Source organism: Streptosporangium sp. CA-135522, assembly GCF_050949235.1.
Classification (GTDB): domain Bacteria; phylum Actinomycetota; class Actinomycetes; order Streptosporangiales; family Streptosporangiaceae; genus Streptosporangium.
Genome location: NZ_CP192026.1, coordinates 9,115,084 through 9,137,032 on the forward strand (window position 1 = coordinate 9,115,084; position 21,949 = coordinate 9,137,032).

Sequence of the window (21,949 nt, forward strand, 5' to 3'; positions counted from 1 at the left end):
GATGTTACGGCTGTACGACACGCGCGATCGCCAGGTCGAACCGATCCTCCCCGAGGGAGCCCGGTCGATGCGGATGTACACCTGCGGCCCGACCGTCTACCGATACGCTCACGTCGGCAATTTCCGGTCGTACGTGCTTTCGGACCTGATCAGGCGGGTCAGCGAGCGGCAGCGGGTCCGAGTGATCGCCTGCCGGAACATCACCGATGTCGGGCACCTGGTGGACGATGCCGAGATCGACCCCCGAGGCGAGGACAAGGTCCTGGCCCAGGCGCGGGCCGAGGGACGGACCGGGCTGGAGATCGCGCGGTTCTACGAGGCGGCCTTCCTGTCCGACACGGCCGCGCTGAACATCCGGCCGCCCGAGCACTCGCCCCGGGCGACCGAGACGATCGATCCGATGATCGAGATGATCGCCAAGCTGATCGAGAAGGGGCACGCCTACCCGACCCCCGACGGGTCGGTCTTCTTCGACGCGGCCTCCTTCCCGGCCTACGGCGAGATCTCCGGCAACCGGCTCGACCGGCTCAAGCCCGGCCACCGGGTGGAGGGCGTCGACCCCCGCAAGCGCTTCCACGCCGACTGGGCCCTGTGGAAGCCGTCCGAGCGCGAGATGACCTGGCAGACCCCCTGGGGCCGGGGTTTCCCCGGCTGGCACATCGAGTGCTCGGCCATGTCGCTGCTCTTCCTCGGCGAGCGCGTCGACCTGCACACCGGCGGGATCGACCTGCGCTTCCCGCACCACGAGGACGAGCGCGCCCAGTCCGACTCGACCGCCGGGCACGAGGTGGTCCGCCACTGGGTCCACGGCGAGCACCTGCTCTTCGACGGGCGCAAGATGGCCAAGTCCACCGGCAACGTGGTCCTGCTCGGCGACGTGACGGAGGCGGGCCTGGATCCGCTGGCCGTACGGCTGGCTCTGCTGGAGCACCGCTACCGCCAGCAGATGAACCTCACCTGGGACACGCTGCGGGCCGCCGACAGGGCCCTGCGGCGCTGGCGCTCCCGCGTCGCCGAGTGGTCGGAGTCGCCGAGCCGGCCGATGCCCGCCGACCGGGTCTCCCGGATCGAGGCCGCCTTCGACGACGACCTCGACACCCCGCTGGCCCTGCGCCTGCTGCGCGAGCTGGAGCGCGACGACTCGGTCGCCCCCGGTGCCCGGTTCGAGGCCTTCCTGCATCTGGACCAGATCCTCGGCCTGGACCTGTCGATCGACATCGGCCGGTCCGCGAGCCTGCCGCCGGGCGCCGCCGAGTTGCTGGAGCAGCGCCTGCGGGCCCGCGACGCCGGAGACTGGGCGGCCTCCGACCGCCTGCGCGAGGAGCTGGCCGTGCTCGGCGTGCGGGTCTCCGACACCCCCGACGGGCAGAGCTGGTCGTAGTCACGGCGCCTGCGGGGCGCGCCGCCCTCTGACGCCTCTGACGGTCCACGCGAGACCGCCGTCCCGGCAGTCCCGCTTCCGCAAAAGGATCTATGCGCTTCCCCCGGTTTCGGCGTTGGAAATCCCGCCTGGTTCTCATCATGACGTAAGCGTTACAGCTTGGCCTTTTGACGTCCTTTGACGCAAGTATTCACTTATTCAAGAAGATCCAAATCAATGTCGCAAGTGATCTAGACGTATCTAACAAGAATGCATTACACATATGTAGGAAGTTCCCCCCTTTTGCAGGAGGCTCCATGGTCAAGCGCACCCCCCAAGTCCTCGCGGGCACCGTGGCGATGTTCGCCGCGGTGCTGACCGGTTCCGAGACCGCCAACGCCCAGGCGGCGCCGAGCGCCGTCGAGACCAACCTGGTGGACCTGTCGGAGGTCTCCCTCGCCAAGCTGGGCGGCCAATGCCCCTCGGTGCTCAAGCACGCCTTGACCCGCGCCGTCCAGGAGAACAGCGTCAGCGGCGGCCTCGCCGCGTTCCAGAGCTGTATCTGACAACCGGCTGAGCCGCCTCTGGGGGTCCCGCGACCATGACTGCCATACACATCGGTTTACCGGGGTCCCCGGAGTGGCCCCACCCGGCCTGGGCATCGGAGATGTCCGCGACGCTCGCGGAGTCGGGCTGGAGCCCTCCCCCCTTCAGGCAGTTCATCCTGAAGGTGCACAGCAGGTGCAACCTCTCCTGTGACTACTGCTATGTGTACGAGATGGCGGACCAGTCGTGGCAGCGCCGTCCCACCGTGATGTCGCCGGAGATCCTCGAACAGGCGGCACGGCGGATCGCCGAGCACGCCGTCGCCCATGGGCTCGACGAAGTGGAGATCGTCTTCCACGGAGGCGAGCCGCTGCTGGCCGGAGCCCCCTACCTGGACCGGGCCGCCACCACCCTGAGGCGGGTCATCCCCTGCCGGGTCCGCATGACCGTGCAGACCAACGGCCTGTTGCTGTCCGACGCGATGCTGCGAGTGCTCGCCGAGCACGAGATATCGGTGGGGGTGAGCATGGACGGCGGCCGGGAGGCACAGGACCGACACCGCGTCTACGCCAGCGGGCGCGGCAGCTACTCCCGCGTCGCAGCGAGGCTTCGCAAACTGCTCGACGAGCCCTACCGCCCGCTCTTCGGCGGCATTCTCTGTACGATCGATGTCGCCAACGACCCGGTCGACGTGTACGAGTCCCTCCTGGAGTTCCAGCCGCCCGGCATCGACTTCCTCCTGCCGCACGGCAACTGGACCGAGCCGCCCCCGGGCCTTTCTCCCGGTTCGACGGCCACGCCCTACGCCGACTGGCTCATCGCGATTTTCGACCGGTGGTACGGCGCGCCGGAGATGGAGACGAACGTCCGGCTCTTCCAGGAGATCATGAACCTGCTCTTCGGAGGGCAGAGCCGGAGCGAGTCCATCGGGCTGAGCCCGATCACCCTCCTCGTCATCGACACCGACGGCACGATCGAGCAGGTGGACACGCTCAAGTCGGCCTTCGACGGGGCGGCCGAGACCGGGCTCGACGTGCTCGGCGGTGACTTCGACACCGCGCTCGGACACCACTCGCTCCTCGCCCGGCAGGTCGGCCTGGGCGCGCTCTCCGAGACCTGTATGGCCTGCCCGGTGCGCGACGTCTGCGGAGGCGGCTACTACCCGCACCGCTACCGGGCGGGGACGGGCTTCCGTAATCCCTCGGTCTTCTGCGCGGACCTGTTCAAACTCATCACGCACATCCGGGAACGCCTCCTGCACGACGTTCGGAGCCTCAGCGCATGATCAACCACCACACCCTCCCCCTGCAGGAGATCGCCCACCTGGCCGCGGGGGGCGGCTCCCCGGAGGGCGTCGCCGCACTGCGCCGCGGGCAGCTGAGCCGCAACATCATGCTGATCCTGACCGTCACCGAAAACGCCGCGAGCGCCTGCAAGGAGGCGTACGACCTGCTCGCCGCGGCGCAGACGGCCGATCCGGAGGCGGCGTCCCGCGTGCTCGGGCATCCGCAGACCGGCGTCCGGCTGGGCGCGCTCATCGAGGACCTGAAGCACGGCGTGGACGTGCTCTCCGCCCCGCTGACCGAGATCGCGGTGGCCGTGGCGATCCGCGCCGGCCACCGCTTCGAGGCCAAGCTCACCGTGACGGCGGGAAAGGTGATGCTCCCGACCCTCGGCCTGGCCGACTTCGGCGCCACGACCGACGACGGGATCGCGCTTGTCAGACATGAGGACGTCACCACGATCGAGCACGGGGGCACCGTCGTCACCGTCCCTGCCGACCCCGGCCAGGACGCCCCCGGCTGGTACGGCCTGCGCCGCCTGCGCGTGCCGACGCCGGACGGCGAGGCCGAGGTGGACCTCGACGACGTCGATCCGTATCGCGACCGCTACGGGCTCGGCGTCGGACCGCGGCTGAGCGAGGCGGAGGCGGCGCGCTGGCACCGCCTCCTCGGCGAGAGCGTGGAACTGCTCTCCCGCCACGACCCCGAGCGGGCCGCCGCCCTTCCCGGATATCTGGTCCAGCTGGTCCCCGTGCCCGCGGGCGCGAACGGCGCCGGCGTCAGCAACACGCTCCAGGACGCCTACGGCGCCGTGGCGAGCAGCCCTCCGGCGGACGCGGCAGCCCTGGCGGAGACCGTGATCCACGAGACCCAGCACAGCAAGCTCTTCGCGCTGATGGACCTGTTCCAGCTGCTGGAGGACGACGGAGCAGGACTGCATTATTCGCCCTGGCGGGACGACCCGCGTCCGCTGACCGGCCTGCTGCACGGCGCCTACTCCTTCGTCGGCGTGACCGGTTTCTGGAACTGGCACCGGACGCTGGTCGACCAGGGCGAGGCGAGGTTCGCGCACTTCCAGTTCGCCCGTCACCTCCGGCAGACCGGCTACGCCGCCGGCATCCTCCTCGCATCCGGCCGGCTGACGCCGTACGGCGAGGCGTTCACGAAGAGCATGGACCTGCAGCTCGACCAGTGGCGGGACGCGCCGGTGCCCGACGACGTGGCCGCCTGGGCGGAGCTGACCACCACCGACCACTGGCTCTGCTGGAGGATGCGCAACCTCTCGTTCGAGGAGGTCGGCGCTCTCGCCTCGGCCTGGACGGCGGGACACCCCCGCCCCGCCGGTCCGCAGCCGCAGGCCCTCTTCACGGCCGCCGAACCCAGCGCGCTGGCGGGCCGGGGCCGCATGCTGCTGCTGGCGGCGCTGCTGCACCGGCCGGAGCGGTTCGACGAGCCGGACCTCCTCCTGGCGGACACGCAGGCGCTCCTGGTCGGCGGCCATGTGGGTGAGGCCGACCTCGCCCTCGTCTCCGGCGAGCACTCCCGCGCCCTCGCCGGCTACCTCGCCGGGATCGCCGGCTCCCCTCGGGACATCGAGCAGTGGGCCGGATGGACCCTGGCCCGCCGCTCCCTCACCGACGACGACGTCAACCGCGTCCTCCATGACCGGCCGGAGCTCGTCTACCGGCTTCACCTCCACATCCTGGAGGTGACGGGCACCGCGCCCGACCCCGAGTCCCTGGCCGTGTGGCTGGCCTGACCACACGGCTGGGAACGGCCGTGCGGCTGGCCTGACCGCACGGCCGGAAAGGACCGCCCGGCCGGGCGCGGATTCCGCGCACGGCCGGGCGGCAACCTCGTCGACCGAGCTGGGAATGGTCATGTTTCCGCAGGCCGTGGTAGCAGATCACGCCTAATGTCGGTGGCGGCCGATAGCGTCCCGATCATGAGTGAGACTGGCGTTGTCGTACGGCCTGCCACGGTTGCCGACCTGGAGGGAGTCGTGGCCTGCAGTTCCGCACTGTTCGCAGAGGACGCCGGAGCCCGCGACCTCACCCTGAACCTGAACTGGCCGGCCGAGCACGGCCCGGTTCAGTTCGCCGCCGCGTTGGAGGCCCCGGACCGTCTGGTGCTAGTCGCCGAGGACGGCGGCCGGATCGTCGGCCACCTGACCGGCTCGCTGTCCGGGCCCACCCCGATGCGTCCGATCACGGTGGCGACGCTGGGCAGCATCTACGTGCGGCCCGCCCACCGTGGCCAGAAGGTCGGAGCCGGTCTGGTGGCGGAGTTCAGGGCCTGGGCCCGCCTTCACGGGGCGCTGTACGCGGGGGTGACGGCGTACGCGAGCAACGAGGCGGCCGTCCGCTTCTACGAGCGCAACGGCTTCGCCATGCGGTCGGTGGTGCTGGAGAGCGCGCTGTAGTCGCGTCCGCGCCCTCGAAGTCCGCGCCCTCGGACTCCTCCACCCCCTCGGAGCCCGCGCCCTCAGAGGAGGGCGTGCGGGCTGACGACGAGGCCGTCCTCGTCGCCGTAGAGCCACGCGCCCGGGACGAAGGTGACCTCGCCGAAGGTGACGGGGACGTCGAGGTCGCCGGCGCCCTCCTTGGCGCTCTTGCGCGGGTTGGACCCGAGGGCCTTGACGCCCAGGTCCAGTCCGCCGAGGGCGACGGTGTCCCGGACGGCTCCGTTGATCACGACGCCGGACCAGCCGGACGTGACGGCGGAGGCGGCGATCAGGTCGCCCATCAGCGCGGTGCGCAGGGACCCCGCGCCGTCCACGACCAGCACCCGGCCCTCGCCCGGCGTGGCCAGGACCCGCTTGACCAGCGCGTTGTCCTCCAGGCAGCGGATGGTCGCGATCGGCCCGGCGAAGCGGGGACGCAGGCCGTACGAGCGGAACTGTGTCAGGCAGCTGTCGAGGACGTCGCCGTGGGCGTCGACGAGGTCAGCGGTGGTGAACTCCATGCGTCGCATTCTGACGAATGGCGAAGCGGCTCTTCCCCTCCGGGAGGCTGCCAAACTTATTCGAGCACGTCGCATAGGAGGTCTTTGTGAGGTTCCGGCCGTATGCCTGGATGCCCCGGCCGCTCAAGTGGCTCGCACGGGCGTTCACCGTCCTCGTGGTGCTCGGGCTGGTCCTCGCCGGGGTGGGCGTATGGACCGTGCGCGCCTCATTTCCCCAGCTCGCGGGCGAGCTCAAAGTGGATGGCCTAACCGGGAAAGTAACCGTATATCGCGACAAAACAGGTATTCCTCATATTTATGCAGATTCTCCCGATGACCTGTTCCTCGCCCAGGGCTATGTCCACGCGCAGGACCGGTTCTTCGAGATGGACTTCCGCCGGCACGTGACAGCCGGGCGGCTGTCGGAGATGTTCGGCTCGGCGACGCTGTCCGAGGACAAGGCCATCCGGACCATGGGCTGGCGCAAGGTGGCCGAAGCGGAGCTGCCGACGCTCGGCGAGCAGACCCGGCGCTATCTGGACGCCTACGCCAAGGGGGTGAACTCATGGCTGGATCAGCATCCGGGCTTCGCCGGCAGGAGCCTGGAGTACGCGGTCCTCAAACTCACCAACTTCGGCTACGAGCCCGAGCCATGGACACCGGTGGACTCTCTCGCCTGGCTCAAGGCCATGGCCTGGGACCTGCGCTCCAACATGTCGGACGAGATCGGCCGGGCGCTCGCGGCGAGCCGGTTGCCCCGTGAGCGCGTCGAGCAGCTCTGGCCCGGCTACCCCTTCGACACCCACCAGCCGATCGTCACCCAGGGCATGTTCACCTCGCACGGATTCGACCAGACGGCGGAGCCGGACGACGGCACCCCCCGCAAACCGGACAAGACCGCCACCCGAGTGGACACGGGCGCCCTGACCAGGGCCGCCGAGACCATGCGCGCGGTGCCGAGCCTGATGGGCGATCCCAAGGGCGGCAACGGCATCGGCTCGAACTCCTGGGTGGTCGGCGGCAGGCACACCATCTCGGGCAAGCCGCTGCTGTCCAACGACCCGCACCTGTCGGCCGGCATGCCCTCGGTCTGGTACCAGGCCGGGCTGCACTGCCGTACCAGGAGTGCCCAGTGCCCGTTCGACGTCACCGGGTTCACCTTCTCCGGCGTGCCCGGTGTGATCATCGGGCACAACAACGCGATCGCCTGGGGCTTCACCAACCTCGGCCCCGACGTCGCCGACCTGTACCTGGAACGGGTGAAGGACGACTCCTACCTGTTCATGGGTGCCTGGAAGCCGCTCACCACCAGGATCGAGACGATCAAGGTGGCCGGTGGCGACCCGGTCCGGCTCAAGGTCCGGGAGACGATGCACGGCCCGATCCTGTCCGACGTCATGGAGAACGTGAAGGACACGCTGCCCGGGGCGGCCACGGCCTTCCAGGAGCGGGCCGACGCGGTCGCGCTGAAGTGGACGGCGCTGGAGCCCGGCAGGAGCGCCGACGCGATCTTCGCGCTCGACGTCGCACAGGACTGGCAGCAGTTCCGGGCGGCGGCGAGCAGGTTCGAGGTGCCCGCGCAGAACCTGATCTACGCCGACACCCGGGGCAACATCGGCTACCAGGCCCCGGGCCGGATCCCGGTGCGGACCCGGGGGGACGGCACGTGGCCGGTGCCGGGCTGGACCGGCGAGTACTCCTGGCAGTCCGTCATCCCCTTCGACGATCTGCCCAGCGTCTACAACCCGCCCGAGGGCTACATCGTGACCGCCAACAACGCGGTCATCGACCCCGAGCGCTACCCGTCCGTGCTCACCAAGGACTGGGCGTACGGCTACCGCTCCCAGCGCATCCTGGACCGCCTCCGTGGCGAGTTGAAGGACGGCAAGGTGGACGCGGCGACGATGAGCAAGATCCAGGAGGACACCCACAACGGCTTCGCCCAGTTCCTGGTGCCCAAGCTGATGACGTTGAAGGTGGCCGGAGCCTCGGGAGACGCCCGTGAGCTGCTGGACGACTGGGACTACTCCCAGGGCGCGGGGTCGAGCCCGGCGATGTACTTCAACGCCGTCTGGCGGCACCTGCTCATCGAGACCTTCAACGACGACCTGCCGCAGGACGCCTGGCCGACCGGCGGTGACCGCTGGTTCGAGGTGGTCCGCGTCCTGCTCGACAACCCCGACGACCCGTTCTGGGACGACATCCGGACCCCGGCGAAGGAGACCCGCGACGACATGCTGAGGCGGGCCATGGCCGGGGCCTACGACGAGCTGAGCGCCCGTCTCGGCCCGGACCCCCGGTCCTGGCACTGGGGCGACCTGCACGCGCTGACGCTCACCAACCAGACCTTCGGCACCTCCGGGATCGCCCCGATCGAGTGGCTGTTCAACCGGGGCCCGTTGCCGGTGGGCGGCAGCGACGACGCGGTCAACGCCGCCGGCTGGGACGTCCAACAGGACTACGCGGTGAGCTGGCTGCCCTCCATGCGGATGGTCGTCGACATGTCGAACCTGGACGGCTCCCAGTGGATCAACCTGACCGGCGCGTCGGGCCACGCCTTCCACGACAACTACTGGGACCAGGCTCCGCTGTGGGCCAACGGGAGGACCGTCCCCATGCTCGCCAGGGAAGAGTCGATCAAGAAGGCGGCCACGCACACCCTGATCCTCGGACCCTGAGACTTCCGGGCCGGCCGGGGAGCGTCAGGCCGTGAGGACGCGGGACTCGCCGACGGCGAGGTCCCACAGGTCCGCGCGGTCCCGGCCGGTCCCGGCCCAGGCCGCGCGGGCCCCTTCCAGCGGCGCGAGCAGAGGCTCGCCCGACAGCACGAACGTGCCCCAGTGCATGGTCGCCATCCGCCGCGCCCCGACCTCGTCGCACGCCCGCACCGCCTCCACCGGATCGACGTGCGAGGTCTTCATGAACCAGCGGGGCTCGAACGCCCCCACCGGCATCAGGGCCAGGTCGACGCCGCCCGGGTAACGCGCCCCGATCTGGCCGAAGCGCTCGCCGTAGGCGGTGTCCCCGGCGAAGTAGATCACCTGCTCGGCGCATCTGATCACCCAGCCGCCCCACAGGGTCTTGCAGGTGTCCCAGACCGATCGGCGGCTCCAGTGGTGAGCGGGCACGAAGTCGAAGCCGACCTCGCCGATCCCGGCGCTCTCCCACCAGTCGAGCTCGGTGACGTCACGAAAGCGCCGCCGGGTGAACCAGGACTTCAATCCGGCCGGGACGAAGATCGGGGTCGTCCTGGGCAGTCGCCTCACGGTCGGCGCGTCCAGGTGGTCGTAGTGGTTGTGGCTGATCACCACGGCGTCCACCCGGGGCAGGTCCGTCCAGGCGACGCCGGGCGGGGTGAGCCGCTGCCGGACCCCCGGGATCTTTCTCGACCAGACCGGGTCGGTGAGGATCGTCAGCCCGCCGATCTGCAGGACGTAGGTGGCGTGGCCCACCCAGGTGACGACCGTCCCGGTCCCGATCGCCCGCGGCAGCCCGTCCCGGTGGACCGGGATCAGGTCGGCGTCCCCGACGTCGGGCCGGAAACCGCCGTGCCAGGCCGCCGTCGTCAGCTCCCGGAACGCCGGGAGCGGGGCGGTGAGCCGATCCCTGAAATTGCGTGGCCACGACCGATCGGGCGAGCGTGGCGATGTCTCCGGCCGGATCGTCTGCGACATGAACGCCCCCTCGGCAACCATCCACTCCCGACGACTCACATTCGACTTGCGCGTCCCCCCGCTTCCTTCTTCCCGGTCCACCATGGCTTCCCGGTCCACCACGGCGCCCTACGGGGATAGTTCCCGTCTTCGAGGTTCGCCAGTCTCTCGAAGACGTTCCATGAGGCCTGATGCCCGCAGATCAGCATGGAGACGACCACCGCGACGACGTACAGCGGGAGCATCGGCAGCCCGACGCAGGCCATGTACTGGGAGGCGTGCCGGTCCTCGTGCCTGAGCAGGTCACCGGCCAGGTAGCCCTCCTCGTGCCGGGTCAGCACCACGTTGCCGAGGGTGAAGGCGCCCGCGACCGGGAAGGGGATGCGGTAGCCGTGGGCGAGGAGGAGCCCATCGGGCCCCGGCGTCACCCGGGCCCGGCCGAGGCGCGCCACCAGCAGCCCCAGCGGCGTGGAGAGGTTCGCGTAGTTGAGCGTCCGCCGTACCCGATGAAAGCGCCGCATACCGGGATTGTGCGCTATCCCGCCGATCCGCGGTAGCGGTCCTCTTCCATCGACCGGGACAGGTCCGGCTGAATCGGGCGGGAGCCGTACGAACGCTGGGCCAGCAGCCACGCCCCATCGCCCGAGGGCGCGAGCAGGACGGCCGCCAGAATGGCGATCAGGCCGCCGTAGAGGTAGACGTAACCGGACAGGTCGTTGGCGATGATCACATCGCCTTCCGGGCGGCCGCCCAGCCAGATCAGCGTGACGGCCGTCCAGCCCGCTCCGGGCGCCAGGGCGGCCAGCTTGCCCCTCATCGCCCGCCCGGCCCCGTAACCGGCCGCGAACAGCAGGACGACCCAGCCGATGGCCGCGACGGGGACGGAGCCGAAAGTCCACGAGTGCTGGAGCCCCCCGACGACCCCCGTCATGAGGCCGAGCAGAATCAGCATGGCGTACGCCGCCCCGGTGACCGTCGCCTCCGAAGGCTGTCCTGCCGCTTGGACCTGCTCCATCACAACCATCGAGGTTAGTGGATCCCGGCGAAGAGGTCGGCTTCGCGGTCGTACGGCTCGCCGAGCCCCCCGACTTCCAGCGGCGCGCCCGGCCCCGCGGGCCCGGGCACCCCGGCGCGCAGAATGAAGTGTTCCACCGCGAGCGCCTCCTGGCCGATGTTGTTGGACAGGGCGAACCAGGGCGCCTCCACGCTGATCTGGGTGGCGTGCGCCCGCATCGCGTCGAGCTTCCGGCCGACGTGGGCACGGCCGTCGATCTCGGTGGTGATGTCCTCGTCGGCGCAGCCGAACGATAGGTCATCGACGGTGTCCTCGGTGAGGAACCGCACGCCGGAATCGCGGATCGCCTCGGCCGCCCGGCGCATCGTGGACTTGGCCGTCGCGGTGAAGTAGAACTTGGCGATCCGCCACGGCTCCCCCTCCCCGAACGCCGGATCGGCGGCGAGCCGGAAGGCGCGCCAGGAGACGCGGTGGGCCTGGATGTGGTCGGGATGGCCGTAGAAGCCGTTCTCGTCGTAGGTGACGAGGACCTGGGGCCGCACCTCGCGGATGACCTTGACCAGCTCCCCGGCGGCCTCGTCCAGGTCGGCCTGCCAGAAGGCGTTGTCACGGTGGTTGGAAGCGACGCCCATCATGCCGGAGTCGCGCCAGCGGCCCGGACCGCCCAGGAAGCGGTGGTCGGTGACGCCCAGGGCCTTGCAGGCCGCGGCGAGCTCACCGATGCGGTGCTCGCCCAGGGTGTCGTCCCGGTCGGCGGCCAGATGGGCCAGTTCCGGCGGGATGACCTCGCCCTCCTCGCCGAGCGTGCAGGTCACCAGTGTGACGTGAGCTCCCTCGGCGGCGTATCTGGCCATCGTCGCCCCGCTGCCGATCGTCTCGTCGTCGGGGTGGGCGTGCACGAGCAGCAGGCGCCGGTCATTCATGCATCAGAGGGTATCCGCCTGGTGTAGAGGGTGATGCGGACCGCCCCGGATATCCGGGTCGGCCCGGCCTTGCGGAAGTCCCGCTTGAGCTCCCTCAGCCGGGGGTCCTGCTGCCACTCGGCGCCGCGGAGGCGCCGCGAGACCAGCCACACCCGGTCGGACCCCGGCCCCAGGGCGCTCAGCCTGCGGTACGGCTCGCCGTACACGACGACGAACAGCCGGAAACGCTCGGGCATGTACAGGACGGCGTCGCCGGGCCGCTCCTGCGCGCCCAGCTCGGCCGCGAGGGTGCGCAGGTCGTCGGGGCGGTTGGCGGGCCCGCGGACGGTGAGGTGGGCGCTCACCGACAGCGCCGCCAGGACCGCCAGGACCGCCCAGCTCGCCGGGGTACGGCGCAGCGCGGCCAGGCCCGATCCGGCCAGGAGGGCGACGGCCGGGAGCACGAACAGGACATAGCGCGGGCTGTAGACGGGATACACCTGGGAGATCAGGAAGGACAGCGCCACCGGCAGGAGCGCCCAGGGCACCGCCACCGCCGTCAGGGACGGCGCTCCCGCCGTACCGGACCGCGCTTCCGCCGTACCGGACCGCGCGCCGTACCAGGCGCCGAGCAGGGCCAGGACGGTGAGGAGGGCGAGGAACAGCGCCGGCAGGAGCGGGGACAGCCACGCCACCGGGCCTCCCGACAGCTCCACCCCGAACTGCCCCAGTTCGGCGAGGCCGGGCACCTTCAGCCAGAACAGCTGCTCGTCACGCTGCCCGGAGGCGATCAGCGCGAGCGGCGCGAGCAGCACGCCGGCCCCGGCCAGGGACGCCAGCCACGGAAGGATCTCCTCTCGCCTGCGGGCGACGACGAAGGCGTGGGCGGGCAGCAGGAGCAGCGCGTAGAGGTGGAACCAGCCGAGCAGCGCGACCAGCAGGCCGTAGCCGGCGTAGCGGGACCGGCGCTCACCGAGCAGGACCCAGGTGGCGGCGACCGCCACCGCGCTGACCAGGGCGTAGCTCCGCGCCTCCTGGCCGTAGCGGCTGACCATGGGCAGCAGCGCGTAGACGAGCCCGGCCAGCAGCCCCACCAGCGGCCCCGCCTGCGGCGCTGCCAGCTTCCGCCCGATGGCCGCGATCCCGAACGTCGTCCCGGCGACCGCGAGCGCCGAGGGCAGCCGGACGGCGACCTCTCCGCCGAACGCGGCGAACGGCCGGAGCAAGAGGTAGTAGAGCGCGTGCACGGCGTCGATGTCGTGCAACAGCCGCCACAGCTCGTCCAGCGACATGGTCGCGGCCATCACGCTCACCGACTCGTCCCGCCAGAACGACGGGGTGCCGATCCCCCAGAGCACGAACACGAACGCCAGCACGGCGGGCGTTCCAGAAGAGCGGGCAATTCGGGGGATAAGCATCACCTGCCCAAGTTTCTCGTAAAACGCCTGTCGCTCAAGCCGTCGCCAGGTCCCCGGGGCGAGAGGTGGAGCTGGCAAGATGACTGTATGAGTGAGAGTTTTCCTCGTCTGCACGCCAGGACCCGTCGATTCACCCTCGGGGTGCCGCGCGGTTTCACCATCGCTCCGGGCGGCGATCGCATCGTCTTCCTCCGGACGAAGGGCGGTTCGGACCCGGTCACCTGCCTGTGGGAGTTCGACGTCGCCAGCGGCAGGGAGCGGCTGATCGCCGATCCGCGCGTGCTGGCCGTCGACGAGGAGGACCTGCCGCCCGAGGAGCGGGCGCGCCGCGAGCGCAGCCGCGAGCAGGCGGGCGGCATCGTCGGCTACAGCACCGACAAGGCGGTGACCAAGGCGGCCTTCGCGCTCTCCGGCGGCCTCTACGTCGCCGACCTCAAGACCAAGCACGTGTGGCGGTTGAAGACGCCGGGCCCGGTCGTCGACCCGCGGGTCTCCCCGACCGGCGAGCACGTCGCCTACGTCACCGGTGGCGCGCTCCACGTCCAGGACCTGGAGGACGAGGTCGACCACGTGCTGGCCCGCCCCGAGTCCCCCGAGGTGACGTACGGCCTGGCCGAGTTCATCGCCGCCGAGGAGATGGATCGGATGCGGGGTTACTGGTGGTCTCCCGCCGGTGACGCGCTGCTGGCCGAGCGGGCCGACGAGTCACCGGTCGAGAGGTGGCACATCGCCGACCCGTCCCACCCCTCCCGCCCCGCCGCCGAGCAGCGCTACCCCGCCGCCGGCACGGCGAACGCCAAGGTAGAGCTGTTCGTGCTGTCCCTGGACGGCTCCCGCGTCCCGGTCCCCTTCCAGGAGGAATACCTGGTCACCGCCGCCTGGGACGCTCACGGCCTGGCGATCGTCACCCTGTCGCGCGACCAGCGGACCATGCGCCTGCTCAAGATCGACCCGGCCACCGGAAAGTCCACGGTCGTCCGTGAGGACACCGACCCCGCCTGGGTGGACATCGTCACCGGCGTGCCCGGCCACCTTTCCGACGGCACCCTGGTCTGGGCCGCGAACGTCGACGGCGGCCACCGCCTGATCATCGGCGACGAGCCCGTCACCCCGGCCACACTCCAGGTGCGCGAGATCCTCGACATCGACGGCGACGCCGTGCTCTTCCGGGCCAGCGGGGAGCCCACCGAGATCGCCCTGTGGGCCTACAAGGACGGCCGGATCACGCTGGTCAGCCCGGCCGAGAGCGGCGTCTACAACGGCCACACGGCCGGCGGCACGCTGGTGGTCATCGGCCAGAGCCTCGACAGCGAGGGCCCGGTGACGCGCGTCCTCCACCACGGCAAGCCTCGCGGCCACATCGCCTCCCACGCCGAGCGGCACGGCCTGGACCTACGGGTCTCCCTGATCCGCGCGGGCGAGCGCGACCTGTCCACCGCCGTCCTCTTCCCGTCGGGGCACGTGCCCGGCTCGGCGAGGCTGCCGGTCCTCATGGACCCCTACGGCGGGCCGCACGCCCAGCGGGTCCTGGCCGCCTCCGGCGCCTACCTGTCCAGCCAGTGGTTCGCCGACCAGGGTTTCGCGGTGGTCGTGGCCGACGGCCGCGGCACCCCGGGCCGTGGCCCCGAGTTCGAGCGGGCCGTCCTGCACGACCTGGCCACCCCCGCCCTGGAGGACCAGGTGGACGCCCTCCACGGCGCCGCCGCCAAGTTCCCCGACGACCTGGACCTGTCCCGGGTCGGCATCCGCGGATGGTCCTACGGCGGCTTCCTGGCCGCCCTGGCCGTGCTCCGCCGTCCGGACGTCTTCCACGCGGCCATCGCCGGGGCCCCGGTGACCGACTGGCGTCTCTACGACACCTGCTACACCGAGCGCTACCTCGGCCGGCCGGGCGAGGGCCACTACGAGTCCTCGTCGCTGTTCGCCGACGCCGAGAAGCTGGAGCGCCCTCTGCTGCTGATCCACGGCCTGGCCGACGACAACGTGGTCGCCGCCCACACCCTCCGCCTGTCCTCCGCGCTCCTGGCGGCGGGCCGCCCGCACAGCGTCCTGCCGCTGTCCGGCGTCACCCACATGACCCCCCAGGAGGTCGTGGCCGAGAACCTGCTGCTGTTCCAGGTCGACTTCCTCAACAAGGCCCTGGCCTGAGAAGGAGGTCCCGTCCCGGTGGGCCCACCGGGACGGGACCGGGCCACCCTCGATCCCGTCCCGGGAGGGCTACCTGGAGGTACCGTGCCAGGTGCTCCACAGCGCAGCGTAGGAGCCCTCGGCCGCGACGAGCTCGTCGTGGGAGCCGAGCTCGCTGATCCGGCCGTCCTCGACCACCGCGACCCGGTCAGCGTCGTGCGCCGTGTAGAGGCGGTGGGCGATGGCGATCACGGTGCGACCGTCGAGGACGGCCGCCAGCGACCGCTCCAGGTTGCGCGCGGCCCTGGGATCGATGAGCGAGGTGGCCTCGTCCAGGACCAGGGTGTGCGGGTCGGCCAGGACCAGCCGGGCCAGGGCGAGCTGCTGCGCCTGGGCCGCCGAGACCGGCTCACCGCCCGAGCCGACGGCCGTGTCGAGGCCGTCGGGCAGGGCGGCGACCCATTCCCAGGCGTCCACGGCCTCCAGCGCCGCGCGGACACGCGAGTCGTCCGCCTCCGGGCGGGCGATCAGCACGTTGTCGCGCACGGTGCCGCGGAACACGTGGTGTTCCTGGGTCACCAGGGCGACGTGGCCGCGCAGGTCGTCGAGCGGGAGCTCGACCAGCGGGGTGCCGCCGACCGTGACCGCGCCGGCGCGCGGGCCGTGGATGCCCGCGAGCAGGCGGCCCAGCGTGGACTTGCCCGCGCCGGACGGGCCGACCATCGCCAGCCGCTCCCCCGGCTCGACCACCAGGTCGATGCCGTGCAGCACGTCGTGGCCCTCACGGTAGGCGTAGCGGACGCCGTCGGCCCGCAGCTCCTCCCCGTCGGGGACGCCCGAACCGGTCTCGCGGTCGTCGGGCACCTCGGCGACCCCCAGCAGGCGGGCCATGGAGGCCCCGCCGACCTGGAGCTCGTCGATCCACATCAGCAGCCGGTCGAGCGGGTCGATGAGCTGCTGCACGTACAGCGTCGCCGCGGTGACCTGAGCCAGCGAGACCCAGCCCCGGATGTAGAACACGCCACCGACGATCAACGTGGCCACGATCGGGATCACGTAGCCGAGCTCGACCGCCGGGAACCAGACCGTGCGCAGCCCGAGGGTGTAGCGCTCGGCCGCCCACGACCGGGAGATGTCGGTGTCGGTACGGCGGTGCCGCCGCGCCTGCAGGCCCAGCGCCTCCACCGCGCGGGCGCCGCCGACCGTCTCGGCCAGCCCGTCGGTCATGTCCGCGTAGGCGGCGCTCTCGCGCAGGTAGCCGTCGCGGGCCCGCTTGAGGTACCACCGGGTGGAGACCCACAGGATCGGTACGGCCAGCAGGGAGGGCAGCACGAGCAGCGGCCCCACCAGCAGCAGCGCGCCGACGCTGATCACGCAGGTGACCAGCGCGATCAGCGTCTCTGGGACGGCGTGCCGTACCGTGCGCGACAGCGAGTCGACGTCCCGCGAAGTCCGGGTGATCAGGTCGCCCGAACCGGCGCGCTCGACCGTGGACAGCGGCAGGCCGAGCACCCTGCCGACGAACTCCTCCCGCAGCTCGGCGAGGACCTTCTCGCCGAGCCTGGAGGAGGCGTAGACGGCCGACCTGACCAGCACCGCCTGGGCGACCAGGAATCCGCCGATGGCCAGCGCCACCGGCGTGACATCGACGCCGGTGCCGTCCTGGACGCCCTGGACCAGCTGGCCCAGCAGCCACGGCACCGCCAGCCCCGCGACGGCGGCCAGGCCGTGCAGGCCGAGCGCCACGGTCAGGTCCCGGGGATATTTCAGCGTGAGCCTGCGGGCGTACGCCCGGACCTGCGCCTGGTCGGCGACCGGCAGGATCTGCCTGCTCATGCGTCTTCTCCTCTGGTGACCGTCGCTGTGTAGGCCGGCACGGTGGCCAGCAGCTCCCGGTGCGTTCCCTGGGCGCGCACGACGCCCTCCTCGACGTAGAACACGTGGTCGGTGCGGTCGAGCACCAGCGGGCTGGTCGTGCAGACCAGCGTGGTCCTGCCCGCCCGGGCCTTGGCCAGCCGGTCGGCGATGCGGGCCTCGCTGTGGGCGTCCACCGCGCTGGTGGGCTCGATGAGGACGAGCACCTCCGGGTCGGCGATCAGCGCCCTGGCCAGCCGCAGTCTCTGCTGCTGGCCCCCGGAGAACTCCCGGCCCGACTCGGCGACGTATCCGTCGAGCCCCTTGGGCAGCGCCTGGACGATGTCCTCGGCGCACGCGGTGTGCAGCGCGTCGGCGACGTCTCCGGCGGAGGCCTCTTCCGAGACGTCCAGTTCGTCCCTGAGCACGCCGGCGAACAGCTTCGCGCCGTTGTCGGCGACCAGGATCCGGCGCCGGACCTCGGCGATCGGCAGGGTGTCCAGCGACACGTCGCCGAAGTCCACGTCGCCGTCGCTGTAGCGGCCGAGACGGTCGGCGATCGCGATGGCCTCCTCGGGCACGGCCGCCGCGACGGCGGTGAACACACCCGGGCGGATCGCGACCCCGGAGGCCACGTCGCGCAGCAGGCCCCCGGCGGAGCCGCCGGTGCCGCCCTGCACCTCCGGCTCCAAAGTGAGGATCCGCACCACCCGGCGGGCGGCGACGTGCCCCTTGGTCAGCTTGTCGGCGGCCTCGGTGAGCGCCCGCATGGGGGCGATCAGGAAGACCGCGTAGCCGTAGAAGGCGACGAGCTGACCGGCGGTGATCTCACCCCGGGTGGCGAAGGTCGCGCCCAGCCAGGTCACCCCGGCGACCAGCAGGCCGGGCAGCAGGATCTGCGCGCCCTCCAGCGTCGACTCGACCGCGGCCACGCGCACGCCCGCGTGCCGCACCTTCTGGGACTCCTCGGCGTAGCGGTCGGCGAAGACCTGCTCTCCGCCGATGCCGCGCAGCACCCGCAGGCCGGCGACGATGTCGGCGGCCCGGGTGGACAGGTCGCCCTGGAGGTCGCGGTGGAGGTGCTGGCGCCGGTGCAGCGGCCTGAGCAGGGGGGCGACCGCGAGGGCCATGACCGGCACGCCGACGAGCACCATCAGACCGAGCGGCAACGAGGTCCGGATCAGGATGACGGTCACCGTGACGATGGCGACGATCGAGCCGGTGCCCCGCAGCAGGATGTCCATCGCGTTGCCGATGTGGGCGATGTCGGAGTTGCCGACGCTGACCACCTCGCCGGTGGACATGCGCTTGGGCAGGGTCGCTCCCAGCCGGGTCGCCTGCCTGACGGTGACCTGGACGGTCCGGTAGGCGGCGCTCAGCCAGTTGTAGACGGCCATCCGGTGCCGGAGGATGCCGGCGGCGGCCTGCACGATTCCCAGGCCGAACAGCACCGCGCCCCAGCCGATGAGAGCCGAGGTGTTCTTGGCCGTGATGGCGTCGATGCCCTTGCCCATCGCGGCCGGCACGAACGCCATCGCCAGCCACCACAGGACGGCGTAGCCGATGCCGAGGAGCAGCGGGCCCGCCTGCTTGCGGGCGATCCAGCACAGGTATCGGAAGGGACTGCGGGCGTCAGGGATGCCGGGATCGGCGGCAGGTAGGGAGCGCATAGCCCCTTCAGGCTGACAAACGCGCGCCTCACCCGGCAAACCATTTTCCGACCCCCAGGGCGTCAATCAAGGTTGACAGCAGGGCGGCGTCAACCTAAATTGACACCATGAGCGATACGGCACAGCTGGCCTCCGACGCCGGCAGCCGCGATCCGGCCGTAGGCCTACGGGCCGTGCGGGCGCTGCGGATGCTGGTCGATCGGCTGGAGGCGCTACAGGTGGAGAACGCCAGAGATCAGGGCTGGTCCTGGCAGGAGATCGCCTACTGCTTGGAGGTCACCAAGCAGGCGGTGCACAAGAAGTACGCAGGAGGTCGTGGCCTGTTGAGACGGGAGAAATAGCCATGTTCGAACGGTTCCAGGACGGCGCCCGCCAAGCGGTCACCCTCGCCCAGGAGAACGCCAGGCGGCTGAACCACCACTTCGTCGGCACCGAGCACATCCTGCTGGGCCTGCTCGACCAGCCGGAGACCCTCTCGGCCCTCGTGCTGGGCCGGCACGGCCTCGACCACGATCGAGCCCGCCGGACCGTCATCCGGATGGTCCCGCCGAAGCCCGGGGAAACCCTCGACGCCGAAGCCCTGGAGTCGATCGGCATCGACCTGTCGGCCATCCGGGAGAAGGTCGAGGCCGCCTTCGGCCCCGGCGCGCTGGACCGCAAGCCCACGACGAACCGGCGGGGCGGCCTGCTCAGCGGTCGTCACATCCCCTTCACCTCGCGGGCGAAGAAGACCCTGGAGCTGTCACTGCGCGAGGCCCTCCGCCTCAAGCACCGCTCCATCGGCGACGGCCACATTCTGCTCGGCATCCTCCGCGAAGGTGAAGGCCTGGGCGCCAGGGTCATCGCCGACGCCGGCATCGACTTCGCCGCCCTCCGCCACGAGGTCGCCGGGCAGCTCACCGACCACCCCGACGGCCGCCGGCCAACCACTTGAGGTGCAGGAGCGCGCCGACCGCCAGCGCGCGCAGCACCCGCCGGCGACCATGGTCCCGCTTCAGCGGCGCACCCCGGTAGGGAATCGGCCTCGCGCTCACGCGGCCACCGCCCCAGGGGCATGCCCACCGGTCGTCTGGAACGCCCTCTGAGACGCGGCCGGCCGATCGAGCTCGGCGGGCGCGCCCAGCTCGGCGAGCCCTCCATCGGCGAACACCGCGACCCGATCGCACCGCGCGACGTCCCGGGTGGTCAGCACCACGGTCGTGCCGCGCGCCACGACGGCGGAGACGGCGGAGCCGATCTCGATCGCCGGCTCGTCGACGAAAAGCACCTCGGGCGAGCGCAGCAGACTGCTCGCGACCCGCAGGCGAGCGCGCGCCTGCGGGGAGCAGGCACCGGCCCGTTCACGTCCCGAGAGGCCGACGAGGCCGAGCACCTCCTCGATCCGGTCGTGCCGGCCCCGGGACGGCACGCCGTGCAGCTCGGCGAAGAAGCGCAGGTTGTCGGCGGCGGAGAGCGCGGTCCACAGGTGGCCGCCACCGAACACCGAGCCGATGTAGCGGCGCACCTGCCGACGCTGCTCGACCACGTCGTAGCCGCACACCCTGGCGGTGCCGCCGGCCGGGGCGAGCCGCGTGGCGAGCATCTTGATGGTGGTGGCCGCTCCCGCGCCGACCAGGCCGAAAACCTCGCCCCGCCGTACGGCGAAGCTCACTCCCCGGACCTCGGAACGGCGCAGGTCACGAGCCACGATCACATGGTCCGTCATGGAACGGACGGTACGCGTCCGCCCGCCGGACGGCGATGGATTCGGTGGCCGCCGAATGCTCAGCCGAGCGCGCCCACGGCCTCCGGCGGGCCCAGCAGGTCGACCAGGGCGAGCCCGGCGGGCTCCAGGCCGTACAGCACCCGGCGGCCCGCCCTGTGGCGATGCGCGACACCGGCGGCCACCAGGATGGACAGATGCTCGGACACGGTGCTGGGCGCGAGTCCGAGCGTCGCCGCGAGCCCGGCCGTCGTCGAGGGCCGGGGGTACAGCGCACACAGCACGGCGGCCCGGCCGTTGCCGAGGAGCACCGCGAGCCTGTCCTGCTCCGCCTCCCCGGGACGTTCCCGTCTTCTGTCGGCGAGCACCACCGAGCCGCGAGCCTGGTAGGAGACGGCCACCACGTCCCCCTCTCTCGTGGTGCACATCAGGGCACCACGAGAGAAGATCAACGGGATCAGCAGCAGCCGCTGGTCGTCGAAGGCGAACTCGCGCTCGTGTGATCTGTCCGCCTCGGGCGGCTTGACCAATGTGAGCACGGGGTACTCCCACCTGACGCGATCGTGCAGGGCCCCGAGGAGCGCGTCGGGGCCGTCGGCGGCCAGCAGCCGCGCCCGGAAGAGCATCTCCTCGTCCAGCGCGCCACGCATGGCCGGCCAGTACGGCGCCAGCGCCGCGTCCCAGTACGCCTGGAGGCCGTCCGCCAGCTCGCCGAGCGCCCGGACCGGGTTCTTGAGGAACCGATCCAGATCAGGCGTGCTCGTCTGGAGGTTTATCTCGGCGGCCATGACGTCGGGGTCGGTGGCACGCAGGCGGTCGAGCTCCTCCTCGATCGTCGGAGACGCCGATCGGGGAATCGGTGAGAGGAAGTCGGGGAAGCGCCAGCCGAGCCGGAAGACGAGATCGACCGGCGCGGTCTCCGGCACCGTGGCCAGCACCGACCTGGCACGCGCCGCCCACCTGTCGTACGGCCAGGGCACCTGCGCCCGGCGGAGCAGGAAGAGGCTGCACAGCGTCTCCCAGAGCGGGCTCGTCGCGATTCTCGTCCTGGCCAGCGTGGGCTCATCCAGCTCGATCCGGATCACGCCCCGAATCTACCCATACGACACCTCACACCGATCTCGCCCCCACCACGGACTACACGCCGCACCGGGTGGGGCCATGGGCCGCGCCGGGTGGGCCACTTCCAGCCCACCCGTGAGGCAGGTGCTTCGGTGACGCGGCCGAGGCCCACCCGGCCGTATGCCCCTTAACCGGACCACGAGCTCGACGGCCACCCGGACGGAGAGGAACGATCCCGCATGAGCGTCTGCAGTCCGTCCTCGGCCGGCTCGGGCGTGACAGCCAAGCCCGTCCGGCAGCGGAATCAGTTCCCCGGCCGGCACCGCGACCCGCTCGGCGTATCCGCCGCCCCTCCGGTGCTCGCCGCGACCCGCCGCCCCGTCCACGAGGGGTCCACGCCGCCCCATGGCGAGG

At 71.3% G+C, this 21,949-nt stretch carries 19 protein-coding genes; 9 read left to right on the forward strand and 10 right to left on the reverse strand.

The annotated features are described in order from the left end of the window. Position 1: 1 nt before the first annotated feature. The 5 genes from cysS to ACQPYK_RS42855 all read left to right on the forward strand — a co-directional run bounded on the left by cysS (position 2) and on the right by ACQPYK_RS42855 (position 5,611). Positions 2-1,381, forward strand: a complete 1,380-nt coding sequence (gene cysS, locus ACQPYK_RS42835; RefSeq protein WP_433245105.1) for a cysteine--tRNA ligase — start codon at positions 2-4, stop codon at positions 1,379-1,381. A gap of 296 nt (positions 1,382-1,677) precedes the next feature. Continuing rightward, complete coding sequence (locus ACQPYK_RS42840) at positions 1,678-1,926, forward strand: hypothetical protein (protein ID WP_433245108.1); 249 nt, start codon at positions 1,678-1,680, stop codon at positions 1,924-1,926. Positions 1,927-2,027: 101 nt separating this feature from the next. Beyond that, the gene (locus ACQPYK_RS42845; RefSeq protein WP_433245111.1) at positions 2,028-3,191 is read left to right on the forward strand and encodes an FxsB family cyclophane-forming radical SAM/SPASM peptide maturase; all 1,164 of its coding nucleotides are present in this window, start codon (positions 2,028-2,030) and stop codon (positions 3,189-3,191) included. Further along, positions 3,188-4,948 (forward strand): HEXXH motif domain-containing protein, encoded by a 1,761-nt coding sequence (locus ACQPYK_RS42850; protein WP_433245114.1) that lies wholly within the window; start codon positions 3,188-3,190, stop codon positions 4,946-4,948. The genes ACQPYK_RS42845 and ACQPYK_RS42850 overlap by 4 nt, the downstream gene beginning before the upstream one ends. 186 nt (positions 4,949-5,134) lie before the next feature. Further along, positions 5,135-5,611, forward strand: coding sequence for an N-acetyltransferase family protein (locus ACQPYK_RS42855; protein ID WP_433245117.1), 477 nt, complete (start codon positions 5,135-5,137; stop codon positions 5,609-5,611). Positions 5,612-5,673: 62 nt separating this feature from the next. Here the strand turns inward: ACQPYK_RS42855 and rraA are convergent, their stop codons facing one another. Beyond that, positions 5,674-6,153 carry a ribonuclease E activity regulator RraA gene (gene rraA, locus ACQPYK_RS42860; RefSeq protein WP_433245120.1) on the reverse strand — a complete coding sequence of 160 codons (480 nt, stop codon included), beginning with the start codon at positions 6,151-6,153 and terminating at the stop codon, positions 5,674-5,676. A 110-nt stretch (positions 6,154-6,263) separates the two neighbouring features. On the opposite strand from rraA, the gene ACQPYK_RS42865 reads away from it, so the two are divergent. Further along, complete coding sequence (locus ACQPYK_RS42865) at positions 6,264-8,810, forward strand: penicillin acylase family protein (protein WP_433259085.1); 2,547 nt, start codon at positions 6,264-6,266, stop codon at positions 8,808-8,810. Between the two features lie 24 nt (positions 8,811-8,834). Here the strand turns inward: ACQPYK_RS42865 and ACQPYK_RS42870 are convergent, their stop codons facing one another. From ACQPYK_RS42870 to ACQPYK_RS42890, 5 genes are read right to left on the reverse strand one after another with little or no spacing between them, the layout of a single operon-like run. Then, positions 8,835-9,806, reverse strand: coding sequence for an MBL fold metallo-hydrolase (locus tag ACQPYK_RS42870; protein ID WP_433245123.1), 972 nt, complete (start codon positions 9,804-9,806; stop codon positions 8,835-8,837). Between the two features lie 35 nt (positions 9,807-9,841). Beyond that, a complete protein-coding gene (locus ACQPYK_RS42875) occupies positions 9,842-10,306 on the reverse strand; it encodes a hypothetical protein (protein ID WP_433245126.1) in 465 nt (154 codons plus the stop codon). A 14-nt stretch (positions 10,307-10,320) separates the two neighbouring features. Next, a complete protein-coding gene (locus tag ACQPYK_RS42880) occupies positions 10,321-10,809 on the reverse strand; it encodes a DUF6113 family protein (RefSeq protein WP_433245129.1) in 489 nt (162 codons plus the stop codon). 5 nt (positions 10,810-10,814) lie between these two features. Then, positions 10,815-11,723, reverse strand: a complete 909-nt coding sequence (mshB, locus tag ACQPYK_RS42885; protein ID WP_433245132.1) for an N-acetyl-1-D-myo-inositol-2-amino-2-deoxy-alpha-D-glucopyranoside deacetylase — start codon at positions 11,721-11,723, stop codon at positions 10,815-10,817. Beyond that, positions 11,720-13,078: a glycosyltransferase family 39 protein gene (locus tag ACQPYK_RS42890; RefSeq protein ID WP_433245135.1), complete on the reverse strand. Its 1,359-nt coding sequence runs from the start codon at positions 13,076-13,078 to the stop codon at positions 11,720-11,722. The genes mshB and ACQPYK_RS42890 overlap by 4 nt, the downstream gene beginning before the upstream one ends. A gap of 129 nt (positions 13,079-13,207) precedes the next feature. Between ACQPYK_RS42890 and ACQPYK_RS42895 the strand changes: the two genes are divergently transcribed. After that, complete coding sequence (locus ACQPYK_RS42895) at positions 13,208-15,268, forward strand: prolyl oligopeptidase family serine peptidase (RefSeq protein WP_433245138.1); 2,061 nt, start codon at positions 13,208-13,210, stop codon at positions 15,266-15,268. A 69-nt stretch (positions 15,269-15,337) separates the two neighbouring features. Here ACQPYK_RS42895 and ACQPYK_RS42900 read toward each other — a convergent pair whose 3' ends face one another. Both ACQPYK_RS42900 and ACQPYK_RS42905 read right to left on the reverse strand, forming a co-directional pair. Further along, positions 15,338-17,083, reverse strand: coding sequence for an ABC transporter ATP-binding protein (locus ACQPYK_RS42900; RefSeq protein ID WP_433245141.1), 1,746 nt, complete (start codon positions 17,081-17,083; stop codon positions 15,338-15,340). After that, positions 17,080-18,771 (reverse strand): ABC transporter ATP-binding protein, encoded by a 1,692-nt coding sequence (locus ACQPYK_RS42905; protein ID WP_433245144.1) that lies wholly within the window; start codon positions 18,769-18,771, stop codon positions 17,080-17,082. Before ACQPYK_RS42905 ends, ACQPYK_RS42900 begins: the two co-directional genes overlap by 4 nt. A 107-nt stretch (positions 18,772-18,878) precedes the next feature. On the opposite strand from ACQPYK_RS42905, the gene ACQPYK_RS42910 reads away from it, so the two are divergent. Beyond that, entirely contained in the window at positions 18,879-19,112 is a 234-nt protein-coding gene (locus ACQPYK_RS42910) for an RNA polymerase subunit sigma-70 (RefSeq protein WP_433245147.1), read from the forward strand. A gap of 2 nt (positions 19,113-19,114) precedes the next feature. Next, positions 19,115-19,705 carry a Clp protease N-terminal domain-containing protein gene (locus tag ACQPYK_RS42915; RefSeq protein WP_433245150.1) on the forward strand — a complete coding sequence of 197 codons (591 nt, stop codon included), beginning with the start codon at positions 19,115-19,117 and terminating at the stop codon, positions 19,703-19,705. Between the two features lie 96 nt (positions 19,706-19,801). Here ACQPYK_RS42915 and ACQPYK_RS42920 read toward each other — a convergent pair whose 3' ends face one another. Beyond that, positions 19,802-20,476 carry an ATP-binding cassette domain-containing protein gene (locus ACQPYK_RS42920; protein ID WP_433245153.1) on the reverse strand — a complete coding sequence of 225 codons (675 nt, stop codon included), beginning with the start codon at positions 20,474-20,476 and terminating at the stop codon, positions 19,802-19,804. Positions 20,477-20,535: 59 nt separating this feature from the next. Further along, the gene (locus tag ACQPYK_RS42925; protein WP_433245156.1) at positions 20,536-21,558 is read right to left on the reverse strand and encodes an ArsR family transcriptional regulator; all 1,023 of its coding nucleotides are present in this window, start codon (positions 21,556-21,558) and stop codon (positions 20,536-20,538) included. Positions 21,559-21,949: the final 391 nt, after the last annotated feature.